We start from the raw sequence: 15377 nt of genomic DNA, 5'->3' as shown, positions 1-15377 counted from the left end.
TGCTTGCGTGTAACGGCGATTGCTAAAATGCATCGTCAGGATGCCACGCGGAGAAGTTGCGATGCGGTATGCGATCTATTTCACGCCGCCACCGGGCGATGCTCTGACGCACGCCGCGTCGGTCTGGCTCGGTCGGAACGTCTTCAGCGGCCTTCCGGTCGACCATCCGTCCGTTCCCGGACTCGGCATGCACGAGATCGCCTTCCACACGGCACTGCCGCGCCGCACCGGCTTCCATGCGACCTTCAAGGCGCCGTTCCGGCTGGCGGAGGGGCAGACCGAATCGTCGCTTCTCAACCGTCTCATGCGGTTTGCCGGCAGCATCGAACCGGTCGCGCTGCCGCGGCTGGAAGTCGCCCGGCTCGGCGATTTCTATGGCCTCCTGTTGTCGAAGACCTGTCCCCCGCTCGACCACCTCGCGGCCTCCGTCGTCCAGGAGTTCGATGCCTTCCGTGCACCATTCAGCGAGGCGGAGATCGAACGGCGCAGTCCGGAAGGACTGTCGGCGCCGCAGTTCGCCAATCTCTACCGCTGGGGTCATCCCTACGTGATGGACGAGTTCCGCTTTCACATGACGCTGACGGGGCCGTTGCTCGCCAAGGATTTCCAGAGGGTCGAAGCGGCACTGCGTCACCATTTCGATCCTGTGCTGCAGGACCGGCTGGTGGTCGCCAATCTTGCGCTCTTCGTCGAGCGGGAGCCCGGCGCGCCCTTCCAGGTCCATTCGCTTCACCCGCTCGGGCGTATTTCGGTGCGCAAGATCGCCTGAGCGGCCATTGCAGCCGCCGTTGTGGCGCTGCGGCATGCACCCTCTTTTCCGTCTCGACATCGCCGGTCTCCATGCTTACCGTTCGGCATTCGCATGACGAAGGTGATTTGATGCTGAAGGATAGTTATCCGCGCGATCTCGTCGGCTACGGCCGCGCCGCACCCGATCCGAAATGGCCGAACGATGCCCGCATCGCCGTGCAGTTCGTCGTTAACTACGAGGAAGGCGGCGAAAGCTCGATCCTCGACGGTGATCCGGCTTCCGAGAACCTGCTTTCCGAAATCGTCGGGGCGCAGCCCTGGCCGGGCCAGCGCAACCTCAACATGGAATCGATCTACGAATACGGCTCGCGGGCCGGCTTCTGGCGGCTCTGGCGCATATTCACCGAGCGCAAGGTGCCGGTGACCGTCTACGGCGTGACGCTTGCCATGGCCCGCAATCCGGAAGCCGTCGCCGCCATGAAGGAAGCAGGCTGGGAGATCGCCAGCCACGGGTATCGCTGGCTCGAATACAAGGATTTTCCGGAAGAGGTCGAGCGCCAGCACATTCTCGAGGCGGTGCGCCTTCACAAGGAACTGACCGGCTCGCACCCGCTCGGCATGTACCAGGGCAAGCCCTCCGAAAACACGCTCAAGCTCGTCATGGAGGAGGGCGGCTTCCTCTATTCCTCCGACAGCTATGCCGACGATCTGCCCTACTGGGTGAAGGGCGTGGACGGAAAGCCCTTCCTCATCATCCCCTACACGCTCGAAACCAACGACATGCGGTTTGCGACGCCGCAGGGCTTCAATTCTGGCGACCAGTTCTTCACCTATCTGAAGGATGCGTTCGACGTGCTCTATGCGGAGGGGAAGAGTGGTGCGCCGAAGATGATGAATGTCGGCCTGCACTGCCGTCTCGTCGGCAGGCCCGGCCGCGCCGCGGCGCTCGCCCGCTTCATCGACTATGTGCTCTCGCACGAGAAGGTCTGGATCCCGCGTCGGATCGAAATCGCCCGCCACTGGCACGAACACCACAAGCCGGACAGCATTTGACATGATGAGCAGAAATGACTTCATCTCCCGCTTCGGCGGCGTCTTCGAACATTCGCCCTTCATTGCCGAGCGCGCCTTCGATGCCGGCTCCGTTCGTGAACCGCTGACGGCTGCGGGCGTGCACGCGGCGATGTGCGCGGCATTCCGTGCTGCGAGCGAAGCCGAACGGCTCGGCGTGCTGCGGGCCCACCCGGACCTCGCGGGGCGGCTGGCGATCGCCGGCGAGCTGACCGAGGACAGCCGCAAGGAACAGGCCGGCGCCGGCCTCGACCGGCTGTCGCCCGCCGAGCACGCCCGTTTCACCGCGCTCAACGAGGCCTATACGACAAAGTTCGGCTTTCCCTTCATCATCGCCGTCAAGGGGCTGACCAGGGACGACATCCTGTCCGACTTCGAAACCCGCATAGCCAATAGCCGGGAGCAGGAATTCGAGGCCGCCTGTGCGCAGGTCGAGAAGATTGCCCGGCTTCGCCTCGAAAGCCTCATTCCGGAGAACGACTGACATGCCCGAAATTTCGACCGTCCTCCTGCCCGATTTCGCGGCAGGCTGCGTCAACCTCGCCTCGGCCCGCCTCGGCGCGAAGGGGATTTTTGCGACCGATGCGTTCTTCGCGCCGCTGGAGCGCATGTTGAACGATGCGCCGGCCACATTCGATCCCGACCTCTACGACGACAACGGCAAGTACATGGACGGCTGGGAGAGCCGCCGCAAGCGCGTGCCCGGCCACGACTGGTCGGTAATCCGGCTTGCCATGCCGGGCCGCATCGCCGGCTTCGATGTCGACACGCACTTCTTTACCGGCAATTATCCGCCGCACTGCTCGATCGAGGCCGCCTTCGTGGCGGACGGCGATCCGACGGATGCGACGGAATGGACCGAGCTTCTGCCGAAGAGCCAACTCGGCCCTTCGGCGCAGCACTTCTTCGAGAATGCCGATCGCGAGCGGGTGTGGACGCATCTTCGCCTGCACATCTATCCCGACGGCGGCATTGCCCGTCTCCGCGTCTACGGGACGGCCTATTTCGACTGGTCGAAGGTCGGCGCGGACGAGGAGATCGATCTCGCCTACATCTTTCATGGTGCGAAATCGCTCGCCTGGTCGGATGCCCATTACGGCCATCCAGACAAGATGCTCGGGCCGGGGCGCGGCCTCAACATGGGCGACGGCTGGGAGACCAAGCGCCGCCGCGGGCCGGGTCACGACTGGGCGGTGATCCGCCTTGGCCATCCGGGCGTCATCCGCCGGGTGGTCGTCGATACACATTTCTTCAAGGGAAACTATCCCGACACATGCGAATTGCTCGGCGCCTATCTGCCGGAACTCGGCGATACGCTGTCGGAAGCCGACATAGCGTCATCGGAAGCCTGGAAGCCGGTTCTTGCTCGTCAGAAGCTGGAGATGGACAAGGTCCACGAGTATTCCGGCGAGGCGATCGTCGATATCGGGCCGGTGACCCATGTGCGTTTCGCCATGCATCCCGACGGGGGTGTCATGCGCCTGCGGCTCTTTGGTGTGAAGGCCTGATTTGGAATCCGGGGCGCGCTATTGCTTGCGCGCCTCTTCCTCTTCGCGGATCGCTTCCTCGTGATACCAGCTGCCGCAACCGCTGTCGTAGATCAGCGGACGGGGGCGGTTCGCCTGCGCGTCCTTCAGCCTCTGGATGTTGCGAACCGGGAATTCGTAGATCTTCGCAGATTCCCGAACGATGTTCGTCGCCATGCTGCTGCCTCTCGTTTTCCATCGTGCTTTGGGAACGCCCGAGCGCGATGATTTGTTTCTAGCAGCTTTTGAAAGCGAATGCACATCAAATGTGCGAATTGCTCAAAATTTGAGCAATTGCGTGCAAAAGGCGACGCTGAATACGAATTCATCACTGTGGCCTTCCACCGGCGATCAAAAGGGAGGCAGGTGCTCGTCCATGAGCCGGGCCGAAATTGTTAAGGAATCTTCACACCTCAGGCCGGTCCGCGCGCCTGCGCCTGCGACAAAACGTGGCAGCTGGAGCGCGGTCAGCCGCAGTTGGCATGGTTCCTGCTTCGTTTGAGCCGGAATGGCGTCGTCTGGAGGTTCCGCCCTTGTCGACGTCGGATGAGTGCCCAATGAAGAGAGACCAAGGATGACCAAGTACAAACTCGAGTATATCTGGCTCGACGGTTACAAGCCCGTAGCGAACCTCCGCGGCAAGACGCAGGTCAAGGAATTCGACAGCTTCCCGACCGTCGAACAGCTCCCGCTCTGGGGCTTCGACGGCTCCTCGACGATGCAGGCCGAAGGCCACAGCTCCGACTGCGTGCTGAAGCCCATCGCCGTCTACCCGGACCCGGCTCGCACGAACGGCGTTCTCGTTATGTGCGAAGTCATGATGCCGGACGGTGTCACGCCGCATCCGTCGAACACCCGCGCGACCATCCTCGACGACGAGGATGCCTGGTTCGGCTTCGAGCAGGAATACTTCTTCTACGAAAACGGCCGTCCGCTCGGCTTCCCGGAACAGGGCTTCCCGGCGCCGCAGGGTCCGTACTACACCGGCGTCGGCTACAAGAACGTCGGTGCGATCGCTCGCGAGATCGTCGAAGAGCACCTCGACCTCTGCCTCGCCGCCGGCATCAACCACGAAGGCATCAATGCCGAAGTGGCCAAGGGCCAGTGGGAATTCCAGGTGTTCGGCAAGGGCTCCAAGAAGGCCGCCGACCAGATCTGGATGGCGCGCTACCTGCTTCTCCGCCTCTGCGAAAAGTACGGCATCGACGTCGAGTTCCACTGCAAGCCGCTCGGCGACACTGACTGGAACGGCTCGGGCATGCACTGCAACTTCTCGACCAAGTACATGCGCGAAGTGGGCGGCAAGGAATACTTCGAAGCTCTCATGGCTGCCTTTGCCAAGAACTGGAAGGAGCACATCGACGTCTACGGTCCGGACAACCACCTGCGTCTGACCGGCAAGCACGAGACAGCTCCGTGGAACAAGTTCTCCTACGGTATTGCCGACCGTGGCGCCTCGATCCGTGTTCCGCATTCCTTCGTCAACAACGGCTACCGCGGCTATCTCGAAGACCGCCGTCCGAACTCCCAGGGCGACCCCTATGCGATCGCCTCGCAGGTCCTGAAGACGATCTCGGAAGTTCCGCTGGCGACTTCTGCCGCGGCCTGAACGCGACCGTTTATCCGCTTTTGGGACAGCGCCGGTGAAAGCCGGCGCTGTTTTCGTTTGTGCGGGTCTTCGCTATACTGGCGAAAGGAGACAAAAAATATGCGCCCCTCGGAAGCATTGGAGAGGAACAGGCAGGCGATCCGCGAGGCGACGAAGCGCTTCAACGCGGCGAACCCGCGCGTCTTCGGCTCGGTTGCGCGCGGAGAGGATCGGCCGGACAGCGATCTCGATATTCTGGTCGATCCGCTGCCGGGGACGACGCTCTTCGATCTCGGAGGTCTTCTGGAGGAACTCCAGCGCCTGCTTCGCTGCAGGGTGGACATCGTTACGCCGGGCGGGCTGCCCCACCGCATCCGGCAGCGCGTACTTCGCGAGGCGACGGACGTATGAGCGATGTCGAACGTCTGCGTGAATACCTCCATCGGATGCAGGCCGCGGCCCGACAGGCACTCGGCTTCGTGAGCGATCTCGATCTTGAGCGATTTCAAGAGGATGTCCGCACACAGATGGCCGTCACCATGGCGCTCGTGTTGGTTGGTGAGGCGGCCTCCCGCATTTCCGCACTGTTTCCCGATTTCACCGAGGAGCATCCTGAGATCCCTTGGGCGAGAATCGAGGGAATGCGAAATTTGATCGCGCACGACTATTACGAGCTGGAAATGCCTCTTGTCTGGGATACCCTTCAACGCGAGCTGCCGAATCTGATCGCGCAGATCGATGAACTGCGAAGCCGGCACGTGCAGGGAGAATGATTCGCTTGAGGCAGAACCTTGACGTTCAGGCTTTGACCGCCGAAGCCTTTTCCCCCTTCGGCGAGGTGATCGAGGCTGATCCCTCGACCATGCGTCTCATCAACGGCGGCACGACGGAGCGCTTCCATGCGCTGTTTTCGCCGGACATCGCGGGCGAGGGCGCGCGCGTGATCGTCAACATCTTTCGCGGGCAGCCGCGTGCCTTTCCCTACGAAATCGGCATGATGGAGCGCCATCCGCTCGGCAGCCAGAGCTTTTCTCCGCTTTCGGGACGGCCCTTTCTCGTCGCCGTTTCTGCGGACGAGGAGGGCAGGCCGGGGCGCCCGCAGGTTTTCCTCGCGCGGCCGGACCAGGGCGTCAACTATCGCCGCAATGTCTGGCATCATCCGCTGATGGCCGTCGGGGAGGTGAGCGATTTTCTCGTCGTCGACCGCGACGGACCCGGCGACAATCTGCAAGAATACTTCTTCGATACCCCGTTCACGATTCTGGAGCCGCATTTATGACTGGTCTTACCACCCACGTTCTCGACACCGCGCTTGGAAGACCCGCCGAGGGCATGAAGATCCAGTTGCTTCACATGAATGGCGAGGAGGCGGAGATCATCCGCACCGTGTTCACCAATGCCGACGGACGCATCGACGGAGGCGCGATCCTCTCCGGCGAGGATTTCAAAGTCGGCCAGTACGAACTGCTCTTCCATGCCGGCGACTACCTGCATGCCCAGGGCGCGCCGTTGACGGTCCCGCCCTTTCTCGACGTGATTCCAATCCGCTTCGGCGTCTGCGATCCGCAGGCGCACTATCATGTGCCGCTCCTGCTTTCGCCCTACGGATATTCGACCTACCGGGGCAGTTGAGGATGATCTTCGCGGCGGTCACCGACATCCACGGCAATCACCTCGCGCTCGAGGCAGTGCTGGAGGATATCCGCCGCCTTGGCATCGACGCGATCGTCAATCTCGGCGACTGCTTTTCCGGGCCTCTCGAGGCCGGGAAGACGGCGGAAATCCTGCTCGGGCTCGATCTTCCGACCGTGCGCGGCAACCATGACCGCTACCTCGTCGAACAGCCCGTGGAGGCGATGGGACCGTCGGACGCTCACGCTTTCCGGCAGCTCGACGATCGCAGCCGGGACTGGATCAGGGCCTTGCCGTTCGACATGGTGTGGCGGGACGAGGTCTATCTCTGCCATGCGACGCCGCAGGACGACAGCACATACTGGCTGGAGACGGTAACGCCCGAAGGATACGTCGTGCCGCGTCCGGCTACCGAAATCGAAGCCTGGGCCGCGGGCGTTGCACAGCCGCTCATGCTCTGCGGACATACTCATCTTCCGCGCACCGTGCGACTGTCGGACGGGCACCTTGTCGTCAATCCCGGCAGCGTCGGCTGCCCGGCCTATACCGACGATCGGCCCTATCCGCACAAGGTCGAAGCTCGCAGCGTGCATGCCTGTTACGCCATCTGCGAGAAGCGCGGTGGTGCCTGGGCGGTAACCTTCCGACAGGTGCCTTATGATCATATGGCGATGGCGGAGCTCGCCGCCGCGAATGGGCGGCCGGATTGGGCAAGCGCGCTCGCTACGGGCTTCATTCGATAGGCCGGAACGGGCGCCTGCCGCGCGACCGGTCAGAAGTGCTCGCCCGAGCGGAAGGGGCCGACGCGGATGCCGGCCGCGACGAGATAGGCCGTCGACCAGCCGATCAGCAGGAAACCGCACACCCCTTCGAGAGCTGCGAGCATGCGCCAGTCGGAATGGGCGACGATGTCGCCGTAACCGACGGTTGCGAAGGTCGCGGTCGAGAAATAGAGCGCCGTCGGGAAGTCCGACATGATCCCCAGGAGCTCATAGCAGATCGCCCAGAGCCACACCTCACAAGTGAGCACCGCGAAAACACCGATGACGACGCTGTTCATCGCGAGCATGTGGCTACGGTGACCGTGCAGTCTCCAGCGATCGGTAATCCAGCCCATGGCATGGGTCACCCAGATCAATCCGAAACTGTGGATGACCACGCTCAGGGAGATCATCACGGTCCCGACGAAGAGGTTCAGTATCAGCAAGGCCATGATCGATCTCCGGGGGTCAGGCTGGTGACGCCGCCTGCTTCATCGGTCTGCCGGCCACATAGGTTTCGACGACCGAGCGGTCGTCGCCGAGCGTCTGCAGGAGGAAGAGCTCTTCCGTGAGGGTGGTGATCGTCTCCATCCGTAGCTTCATCACCGGTGTGGCGGCGGCATCGAGGACGATGAAGTCGGCGTCGGTACCCGCTTCCAGCGTGCCGATCCGGTCGGAGAGCGACAGGGCGTCCGCATTGCCGAGCGTCATGTGGTAGAAGCTTTCCAGCGGATTGAGGCGCTCGCCCAGCAACTGCTGGATCTTGTAGGCATCGGCCATGGTGGCGAGCATGGAATAGCTCGTGCCGCCGCCGACGTCGGTCGCGACTGCGATCCTGAGCGGCTTGCCGCGCCGCTCGTATGTCCGCCAGGGAAAGAGCCCGGAGCCGAGAAAGAGGTTGGAGGTCGGGCAGTGCACGGCGACCGAACGGGTTTCGCTCATGGCGTCCGCCTCGCGCTCTGAGAGATGGATCGCGTGCCCGAACAGGCTTTTCGGCCCGAGCAGCCCGTAGCGGGCGTAGATGTCCGTATAGTCTTTTGCCTCGGGGAAGAGCTCGCAGGTGTAGCGGATCTCGTCGTGGTTTTCCGAGAGATGGGTCTGGATGTGGAGATCCGGAAATTCGCCGGCGAGTGCGCGGGCGACTTCCATCTGTTCCGGGGTCGACGTGATGGCAAAGCGCGGCGTGATCGCCACGTGGTTGCGGCCACGGCCATGCCAGGCGGCGATCACCGCCTTCGTTTCCTCGTAAGCCTGTTCCGGCGTATCGAGGAGACCGTCCGGCGCATTGCGGTCCATCATCACCTTGCCACCCAGCATCAGCATGCCGCGCTTCAGGCTTTCGGCGAAATAGGCATCGGCGGAGGTCTTGTGGACGGTGCAGTAGGCGACCGCGGTCGTCGTACCGTTGCGCAGCAACTCGTCGAAGAATTCGGTCGCGATCCGTCCGGCATGCGCCGCGTCGGCGAACCGCCGCTCTTCCGGGAAGGTATAGGTGTTCAACCATTCGAGCAGGCCGCCGGCATAGGAGCCGATCACCTGCATCTGTGGGAAGTGCAGGTGAGTGTCGATGAAGCCGGGCATCAGCAGATGGGGACGATGGTCGATCTCGCGCGTCCCCTCCGGCGCCTTGTCCTTCACGTCTGCATAGGCGCCGCAGGCGAAGATCCGGCCGCCCTCGACGATCAGCGCACCGTCGCTCTCGTAACGATAGCATCCTTCATCGCTTGCCGATTCCGGCTTGCGGAGGAAGGAGAGAAGCCGGCCGCGGATAATCGTCCTGTCGTTCATCGGGTCCTGTTTTCCTCCACGGCGCTTTCGAACCATGCAACGAGCAGTGCGCGTTCCTCGCCGCTCACCTCGGTTATGTTGCCGGGCGGCATCGCATGGGTGCGCCCCGCCTGCAAGTATATTCCCCGGGCATGGGCGGCGATGTCGGCATCCGTCTCGAGTTTAACGCCCTTCGGGGCCCGCGGGATCCCTTCCCAGACGGGCAGTTCGGCATGGCACATGGAGCAGCGCGACTGCACGACATCGCGGGCGGCGGAGAAATGCGCGTTCTCGGCAAATTGTCGGAAGGCCGGCGCAACAGAACTCTCCTCGTCTGCCGGTGGCTTCTGGACGGTCGAAAGCCACATGATGACGATGAAGATCACCGTCGTCAGCATCCAGGTCCAGAGCGGCCGGCCCTTGCGGGCGTGCACGGTGTTGAACCAGTGGCGGATGGTGACGCCCATCAGGAACACCAGCGCGGCGATCACCCAGTTGTAGGCCGTGGCGAAGGCCAGCGGATAGTGGTTCGACAGCATGAAGAAGATGACGGGCAGCGTCAGGTAGTTGTTGTGCAGCGAGCGCTGCTTGGCGATGACGCCGTATTTCGGGTCCGGCGTGCGGCCGGCGATCAGGTCGGCGACGACGATCTTCTGATTAGGTATGATGACCAGGAAGACGTTGGCCGACATGATCGTCGCGGTAAAGGCGCCGAGATGCAGGAAGGCGGCGCGGCCGGTGAAAACCTGCGTGTACCCCCACGCCATGGCGACCAGCGCGATGTAGAGCACGCCCATCAGCAACCAGATGTTTCTGCCGAGCGGCGACTTGCAGAGCAGATCGTAGATCACCCAGCCGACGGCGAGCGAGGCGACGGAGAGGCCGATCGCCTGCCATTGGGTGAGGTCGAGCAAGTGGCGATCGATCAGGAAGAGGTCGGCGCCGCCGTAATAGACGATGCAGAGCATCACGAAGCCGGACAGCCAGGTCGCGTAGGATTCCCATTTGAACCAGGTCAGGTGCTCCGGCATCGTGGCCGGTGCGACGAGATATTTCTGGATATGGTAGAAACCGCCGCCGTGGACCTGCCATTCCTCGCCATAGGCACCGACGGGCAGATGCGGCCGCTTCATCAGCCCGAGATCGAGCGCGATGAAATAGAAGGACGACCCGATCCACGCGATCGCCGTGACCACGTGCAACCAGCGTGCCGCAAACGACATCCATTCCCAAGCAATGGCGAATTCATACATCGACAACCCCTCATGGAGAACCTGCCTCCGAGTCGGCAGATTGCAGAAAAAGGCGGGGTGAGGGAAGGGGCGAAGCCCGCTCTTCGTCTCGGTCCACGGGAACTTAGCTGCGTTCTCTCCGTTACCGTCGTCAGGGAGCAAAGCTGTGCGGCACGATTGCGCCGTCGCGACTTTTCACCCGCCTGTCCTACGGGCAGGAGAAGGAGCGTGAGGCATGCGCGTTCTTCTTGCATGGCTTATGATGATCCTTACGCCGCCGGCCTATGCCCACGACGCTGCAACCGGCTGGTCCTACGACGCCTTCTGCTGCAATGGCGATCGTGCGAATGGCGACTGCCAGACGATCCCGTCGAGGAGCGTCAGGGTTACGCGGAACGGCTACGAGATAACCGTCGGCCCGGGCGACCACCGGCTGGTGACCCGGCGCCACGACTTTATCTTGCCCCAGAGTAACGCCCGGCGCTCGCAGGACGAGGAATATCACCTCTGCCTCTTCCCCGACGAGGACACGTTGCGCTGCTTTTATGCTCCCGACATGGGTTTCTGACCTTCAAGGTCGAAGGTCGGCATGGTCTTGCGCAGGAACTCGCGAAAGGCGCGGATCTTCGGCGCGTTGCGCCGTGCTTCAGGATAGACGAGCCAGTAATGTCCGCCATCGTCGCCCAGTATGTCGAAAGGCTGCATAAGATGTCCGAGAGCGACATCGTCGGTATAGAACTCCGGCGTGAGGATCGCGACACCGTGCCCTGCAATCGCGGCGGCCGCCTCGAAAGCCTGCGCGCCGAGCTTGTTGCCCTTTCTGTCGGCGAGGTCGACATCGGGAATACCTGCGGCCAAAAACCAGGCCTTCCACCAAGGGTCTCGGGGATCGATGATCCTGAGTTTCAGCAAATCCTCTGGCTTCGTGATGCCGCCGATGCTTTCCGCGAGCGCCGGGCTCAACATTGGCGTGAAATGGCCGTGCATTACGAAGTGGCGCCGCAGCCCTGGCCAGTCACCTTTGCCCCATCGGATGGCGAGATCGGCTTCCGTGCGGGCGAAATCGATCACCGTATTGGAGGTATCGAGCCGCACGGCGATCGTCGGATTTTCGAGTTGGAAGGAACCGAGATGACGCGCGAGCCATCGTGCGGCGAACGTCGCCGTGCAATGGATGTTGAGCATCTCCTCGCTCGACTTGCGCACGCCGGCGACGGCCTCATGCAGCGTGCGGAAGGCGTCTGCGACCTTCGGCGCGAGCCTTGCTCCTGTATCGGTCAGCGTGATCTGCCGCGGCCGGCGCAGGAAGAGCGGTTCGCCGATATTCTCCTCGAGCAGCTTGATCTGGTAGCTGACGGCCGTCTGCGTCATCCCGAGCTCCTCGCCGGCGCGGGTGAAACTCATGTGGCGGGCGACCGCCTCGAAGACGCGTAGCGCATTCAGCGGAAACTGTCTCGCCATCTTCATGCATAAGTTCTCCTGATCCATGCAGACGATCATTCGATTGGAATGCGACCGCGCAGCGGCGCATTCTACGGCCGTGTCCAACGAATGGAAGGGCGAAAAAATGCTTCTCGATCCGGAAAATAGGGCTGGAGGTTCAACGGACGCTGGGCGCAGATTTCGTTTCTCCGGCCTCGGTTTCCTGCGGCACCTCTTTCAGCCACGCACCAACAGGCTTGATGTCGATTCGATGCCGGACTCATTCTTGCGGGATGTCGGTTTGCGCGACGGCCGCCGGCCGCGGCGATCGACCTGCGGTGCGGGCGAACTGCAAGCAGCCTTGCTGCGCTACCCGCCGCGCAGCGTCTGACGGCTGTCCCGGTCACCTCCTGAGAAGAACAGCCATCAGTTCCGCCGCCACCATGGCGGCGATGACCGCCGGCCGCTTGTCCCTGACGGTATCTCCACCGATCGGCAGGACCAGCCGGGCGAACCGTTCCGGAGCGACGCCATCGCGCCGCATGGCGCTCTCGAACGTCGCCCGCTTGGTCGCGGAGCCGATCATCCCGACATAGGCGAGATCGTCGCGCGCAAGCGCCTCGCGGGCGATCAGGAAATCGAGGGCGTGGTCGTGTGTGAGGATGACCGCCGCACCGCCCGGGGCGATCTCTGCCACCAGGGCCTCCGGCAGGGCGGCCAACCGCGCGGTGACGCCGCGGGGAAGGCTTTCGATGGCGTTGGGGCGGGTTTCGACGACGGTGGTCGCCACCGGGAGCGGCGCGAGGGCCGCGGCCAGCGCCAGGCCGACATGGCCGGCGCCGAAGACGAAGACTTGCGGCAGCGCTTTCCGCGCCTTCTCCTCGCGGGCGAGAAGCTCCAGACGTCCCTTTTCCCCGAGCCGTTTCAGGTCGATCACGACGCGTCCGCCGCAGCACTGGCCGATCTCCGGGCCGAGCGGCAGGTCGATCTCGCCTTCGGTGTCGCTTCCGGTCAGCATGGCCTTGGCCTTCTCGATCGCCAGCAATTCCATCTGCCCGCCGCCGATCGTGCCCCATGAGGTTCGGGGGGCGACCAGCATGTAGGCGCCGGCCTCGCGCGGCGTCGAACCCTTCGCCTCGCGGACCTCTATGAGGATCAGATCGGGATGGTTGGCCAGGAAGTCGGGGAGGGAAGGCGAGGTCATCCTTGGATACCCCTCCTGCAGCGCCGGGATCATGCCTCAGCCGCCGGCCTTCAGCCGCTCGACGGCCATCAGCACCCGCTCGGGCGTGGCCGGCGTATCGAGGCGCGGGCAGACCTTGTAATCGGCAACGCTGGCGACCGCCATCGACAGGGCCTCGAGCACCGAGATCGCCAGCATGAAGGGCGGCTCGCCGACCGCCTTGGAGCGGCCGATGGTCGGCTCGGCATTTTCCGACCATTCGGCAAGCCGGGTGTTGAAAATCTTCGGCCGGTCGGAGGCGAGCGGGATCTTGTAGGTGGAGGGCGCGTGGGTGCGGAGCCGGCCCTTATCGTCCCACCAGAGTTCCTCGGTCGTCAGCCAGCCCATGCCCTGGACGAAGCCACCCTCGATCTGGCCGATGTCGATTGCCGGATTGAGCGACTTGCCGACGTCATGCAGGATGTCGGTGCGCTCCATCACGTATTCGCCGGTCAGCGTGTCGATCGACACTTCCGAACAGGCCGCACCATATGCGAAATAATAGAAGGGCGTGCCGCGCCCGGCTGCCCGGTCCCAGTGGATCTTCGGCGTCTTGTAGAAGCCGGCGGCCGAAAGCTGGACACGGGCGAAATAAGCCTTCTTTACGAAGTCGGGGAAGGGGATTTCTCGATTGCCGACCCGCACCCGGTTGGGCAGGAACTCCACCTCATCCGCCGGCACCTGATAGTGCTCGACGGCGAAGGCGACGAGCCGCTCCTTGATCTGCCGGGCAGCGTCGTAGGCCGCCATGCCGTTGAGATCGGAGCCGGAGGAGGCGGCAGTCGCGGAGGTGTTCGGCACCTTGCCGGTCGTCGTCGCGGTGATCTTGATGCGGTCGATGTCGACCTGGAAGGCATCGGCGAGCACCTGCGCCACCTTCGTGTAGAGCCCCTGGCCCATCTCGGTGCCGCCATGGTTCAGGTGGATCGAGCCGTCCTGATAGACGTGGACCAGCGCGCCGGCCTGGTTGAAGGCTGTCAGGGTGAAGGAAATGCCGAACTTCACCGGCGTCAGCGCGATGCCCTTGCGGATGACCGGGCTTTCCGCATTGAAGTCGATGATCGCCTTCCGGCGGGCCTGATAGTCGCAACTCCGTTCGAGTTCGTCGACGATGCGGGCGATGATGTTGTCCTCCACCTTCTGGTGGTAGGGCGTGACATCACGGCCGGAGCCGGGGGTGCCGTAGAAATTCGCCTTGCGGACCTCGAGCGGGTCCTTGCCGAGCGCATAGGCGATCTCCTCGATGATCCGCTCGCCGCCGAGCATGCCCTGCGGGCCACCGAAACCGCGGAAGGCCGTGTTGGAAACACTATGCGTTTTCAAGGGTTGCGAGGTCAGCCTCACATGCGGATAGAAGTAGCTCGAGTCGGCGTGGAAGAGCGCACGGTCGGTGACCGGTCCGGAGAGGTCGGCCGAATAGCCGCAGCGGGCGGCGAAATTGGCGACGAGGGCATGGATCCGCCCGTCGCCGTTGAAGGCGACGTCGAAATCCATTCGGAAGTCGTGCCGCTTGCCGGTCATGGTCATGTCCTCGTCCCGGTCGGGACGGAACTTGACGGCGCGGCCGACCTTCTTGGCGGCGAGCGCCGCGAGTGCCGCGAAGAGGTTTCCCTGGGTTTCCTTGCCGCCGAAACCGCCGCCCATGCGCCGGACGTGGACGGTGACCGCATTGGATGGAATGGCGAGCACATGGCCGACCACGTGCTGGATTTCCGACGGGTGCTGGGTGGAGGACCAGACCTGCACCTCGTCGTCCTCGCCGGGAATGGCGAGCGCCACATGGCCCTCGAGATAGAAATGCTCCTGCCCGCCGATGCGCATTTCGCCGATCAGGCGGTTCTCGGCATTGTCCAGTTCGGCCTCCGGCGTGCCGCGTTCCAGCGTCATGCCGGCGGTGACGAGCGGCGCGTCGTTCTCGATCGCGCCGTCGATGTCGGTCCAGTGCGGCAGGTCGCGGTATTCGATGCGCGCAAGCCGCGCGGCGCGGCGGGCGGCGTCGCGCGTCGTCGCGATCACCGCAAAGACCGGCTGGCCGTGGAACTGGACCTCGTCCGTCGCCAGCAGCGGCTCGTCGTGGTGGCCGCCGGAGGAGATGTCGTTGACGCCCGGCACGTCGGCGCCAGTCAGGACGCAGACCACGCCGGGATGGGCCTTCACCGCCGAAAGGTCGATTGAGACGATCTCGGCATGGGCGCGATCGGCAAGACTGAGCGCCCCGTGCAACAGGCCGGCCGGTTCCGGAATATCGTCGATATATTCGGCAGTTCCGGCGACATGCTTGTGTGCTGAATCATGGCGCAATGCCTGGTGCATCGGGCCGTTGATGTATTTGTAGGTCTCGTAGGTCGGCTTATGCATGGGGAAGGCCTCCCAGTTCCACGCTCCCCCTGAGGGCGAGGGTCGGAG

19 protein-coding genes are annotated in these 15377 nt (G+C 63.4%); 12 read left to right on the top strand and 7 right to left on the bottom strand.

Annotated elements, in window-relative coordinates:
* Positions 1 to 61 precede the first annotated feature (61 nt).
* The 4 genes from ACM6UT_RS01255 (at position 62) to alc (ending at position 3329) form a co-directional block, all read left to right on the top strand.
* Positions 62 to 769, top strand: coding sequence for a DUF1045 domain-containing protein (locus ACM6UT_RS01255; protein WP_416795561.1), 708 nt, complete (start codon positions 62 to 64; stop codon positions 767 to 769).
* Between the two features lie 110 nt (positions 770 to 879).
* Positions 880 to 1803, top strand: coding sequence for an allantoinase PuuE (gene puuE / locus ACM6UT_RS01250; RefSeq protein ID WP_416795560.1), 924 nt, complete (start codon positions 880 to 882; stop codon positions 1801 to 1803).
* A 1-nt stretch (position 1804) separates the two neighbouring features.
* Positions 1805 to 2305 carry a 2-oxo-4-hydroxy-4-carboxy-5-ureidoimidazoline decarboxylase gene (gene uraD / locus ACM6UT_RS01245; RefSeq protein ID WP_416795559.1) on the top strand — a complete coding sequence of 167 codons (501 nt, stop codon included), beginning with the start codon at positions 1805 to 1807 and terminating at the stop codon, positions 2303 to 2305.
* 1 nt (position 2306) lies between these two features.
* The gene (gene alc, locus ACM6UT_RS01240; RefSeq protein ID WP_416795558.1) at positions 2307 to 3329 is read left to right on the top strand and encodes an allantoicase; all 1023 of its coding nucleotides are present in this window, start codon (positions 2307 to 2309) and stop codon (positions 3327 to 3329) included.
* Positions 3330 to 3347: 18 nt separating this feature from the next.
* Here the strand turns inward: alc and ACM6UT_RS01235 are convergent, their stop codons facing one another.
* Positions 3348 to 3524 (bottom strand): DUF2735 domain-containing protein, encoded by a 177-nt coding sequence (locus tag ACM6UT_RS01235; protein WP_416795557.1) that lies wholly within the window; start codon positions 3522 to 3524, stop codon positions 3348 to 3350.
* Positions 3525 to 3921: 397 nt separating this feature from the next.
* Here ACM6UT_RS01235 and ACM6UT_RS01230 point away from each other — a divergent pair, with 397 nt between their 5' ends.
* From ACM6UT_RS01230 to ACM6UT_RS01205, 6 genes are all read left to right on the top strand, one after another.
* Positions 3922 to 4956 (top strand): glutamine synthetase beta-grasp domain-containing protein, encoded by a 1035-nt coding sequence (locus tag ACM6UT_RS01230; protein ID WP_416795556.1) that lies wholly within the window; start codon positions 3922 to 3924, stop codon positions 4954 to 4956.
* A gap of 99 nt (positions 4957 to 5055) precedes the next feature.
* Positions 5056 to 5346 carry a nucleotidyltransferase family protein gene (locus ACM6UT_RS01225; RefSeq protein ID WP_416795555.1) on the top strand — a complete coding sequence of 97 codons (291 nt, stop codon included), beginning with the start codon at positions 5056 to 5058 and terminating at the stop codon, positions 5344 to 5346.
* Complete coding sequence (locus ACM6UT_RS01220; RefSeq protein ID WP_416795554.1) at positions 5343 to 5708, top strand: HepT-like ribonuclease domain-containing protein; 366 nt, start codon at positions 5343 to 5345, stop codon at positions 5706 to 5708. Before ACM6UT_RS01225 ends, ACM6UT_RS01220 begins: the two co-directional genes overlap by 4 nt.
* Positions 5705 to 6214 (top strand): ureidoglycolate lyase, encoded by a 510-nt coding sequence (locus ACM6UT_RS01215; RefSeq protein WP_416795553.1) that lies wholly within the window; start codon positions 5705 to 5707, stop codon positions 6212 to 6214. Before ACM6UT_RS01220 ends, ACM6UT_RS01215 begins: the two co-directional genes overlap by 4 nt.
* Positions 6211 to 6567: a hydroxyisourate hydrolase gene (gene uraH, locus ACM6UT_RS01210; RefSeq protein ID WP_416795552.1), complete on the top strand. Its 357-nt coding sequence runs from the start codon at positions 6211 to 6213 to the stop codon at positions 6565 to 6567. The genes ACM6UT_RS01215 and uraH overlap by 4 nt, the downstream gene beginning before the upstream one ends.
* 2 nt (positions 6568 to 6569) lie before the next feature.
* On the top strand, positions 6570 to 7310 hold the full coding sequence (locus tag ACM6UT_RS01205; protein ID WP_416795551.1) for a metallophosphoesterase family protein: 741 nt from the start codon (positions 6570 to 6572) through the stop codon (positions 7308 to 7310).
* Between the two features lie 29 nt (positions 7311 to 7339).
* Here ACM6UT_RS01205 and ACM6UT_RS01200 read toward each other — a convergent pair whose 3' ends face one another.
* The 3 genes from ACM6UT_RS01200 to puuD are packed head-to-tail and all read right to left on the bottom strand — an operon-like array spanning position 7340 to position 10348.
* Positions 7340 to 7780, bottom strand: coding sequence for a potassium channel family protein (locus ACM6UT_RS01200; protein WP_416795550.1), 441 nt, complete (start codon positions 7778 to 7780; stop codon positions 7340 to 7342).
* A 16-nt stretch (positions 7781 to 7796) separates the two neighbouring features.
* Positions 7797 to 9116 carry a guanine deaminase gene (gene guaD, locus ACM6UT_RS01195; protein WP_416795549.1) on the bottom strand — a complete coding sequence of 440 codons (1320 nt, stop codon included), beginning with the start codon at positions 9114 to 9116 and terminating at the stop codon, positions 7797 to 7799.
* Complete coding sequence (gene puuD / locus ACM6UT_RS01190) at positions 9113 to 10348, bottom strand: urate hydroxylase PuuD (RefSeq protein WP_416795548.1); 1236 nt, start codon at positions 10346 to 10348, stop codon at positions 9113 to 9115. The genes guaD and puuD overlap by 4 nt, the downstream gene beginning before the upstream one ends.
* Positions 10349 to 10562: 214 nt before the next feature.
* Between puuD and ACM6UT_RS01185 the strand changes: the two genes are divergently transcribed.
* Positions 10563 to 10895: a hypothetical protein gene (locus ACM6UT_RS01185; RefSeq protein WP_416795547.1), complete on the top strand. Its 333-nt coding sequence runs from the start codon at positions 10563 to 10565 to the stop codon at positions 10893 to 10895.
* On the opposite strand, the gene ACM6UT_RS01180 is transcribed toward ACM6UT_RS01185, so the two are convergent.
* Complete coding sequence (locus tag ACM6UT_RS01180; RefSeq protein ID WP_416795546.1) at positions 10871 to 11794, bottom strand: LysR substrate-binding domain-containing protein; 924 nt, start codon at positions 11792 to 11794, stop codon at positions 10871 to 10873. The two genes, ACM6UT_RS01185 and ACM6UT_RS01180, sit on opposite strands and share 25 nt — an antisense overlap.
* A gap of 19 nt (positions 11795 to 11813) precedes the next feature.
* Here ACM6UT_RS01180 and ACM6UT_RS01175 point away from each other — a divergent pair, with 19 nt between their 5' ends.
* On the top strand, positions 11814 to 12140 hold the full coding sequence (locus tag ACM6UT_RS01175; RefSeq protein ID WP_416795545.1) for a hypothetical protein: 327 nt from the start codon (positions 11814 to 11816) through the stop codon (positions 12138 to 12140).
* A gap of 12 nt (positions 12141 to 12152) precedes the next feature.
* On the opposite strand, the gene xdhC is transcribed toward ACM6UT_RS01175, so the two are convergent.
* Positions 12153 to 12953 (bottom strand): xanthine dehydrogenase accessory protein XdhC, encoded by an 801-nt coding sequence (gene xdhC, locus ACM6UT_RS01170; protein ID WP_416795544.1) that lies wholly within the window; start codon positions 12951 to 12953, stop codon positions 12153 to 12155.
* Between the two features lie 36 nt (positions 12954 to 12989).
* Positions 12990 to 15329: a xanthine dehydrogenase molybdopterin binding subunit gene (xdhB, locus tag ACM6UT_RS01165; RefSeq protein WP_416795543.1), complete on the bottom strand. Its 2340-nt coding sequence runs from the start codon at positions 15327 to 15329 to the stop codon at positions 12990 to 12992.
* Positions 15330 to 15377 lie beyond the last annotated feature (48 nt).

The organism is Ciceribacter azotifigens, from assembly GCF_048159625.1.
Lineage (GTDB): Bacteria > Pseudomonadota > Alphaproteobacteria > Rhizobiales > Rhizobiaceae > Allorhizobium > Allorhizobium azotifigens.
Note: the sequence above shows the minus strand (reverse complement) of the source record. Positions and strands in the feature narration are given on the sequence as shown.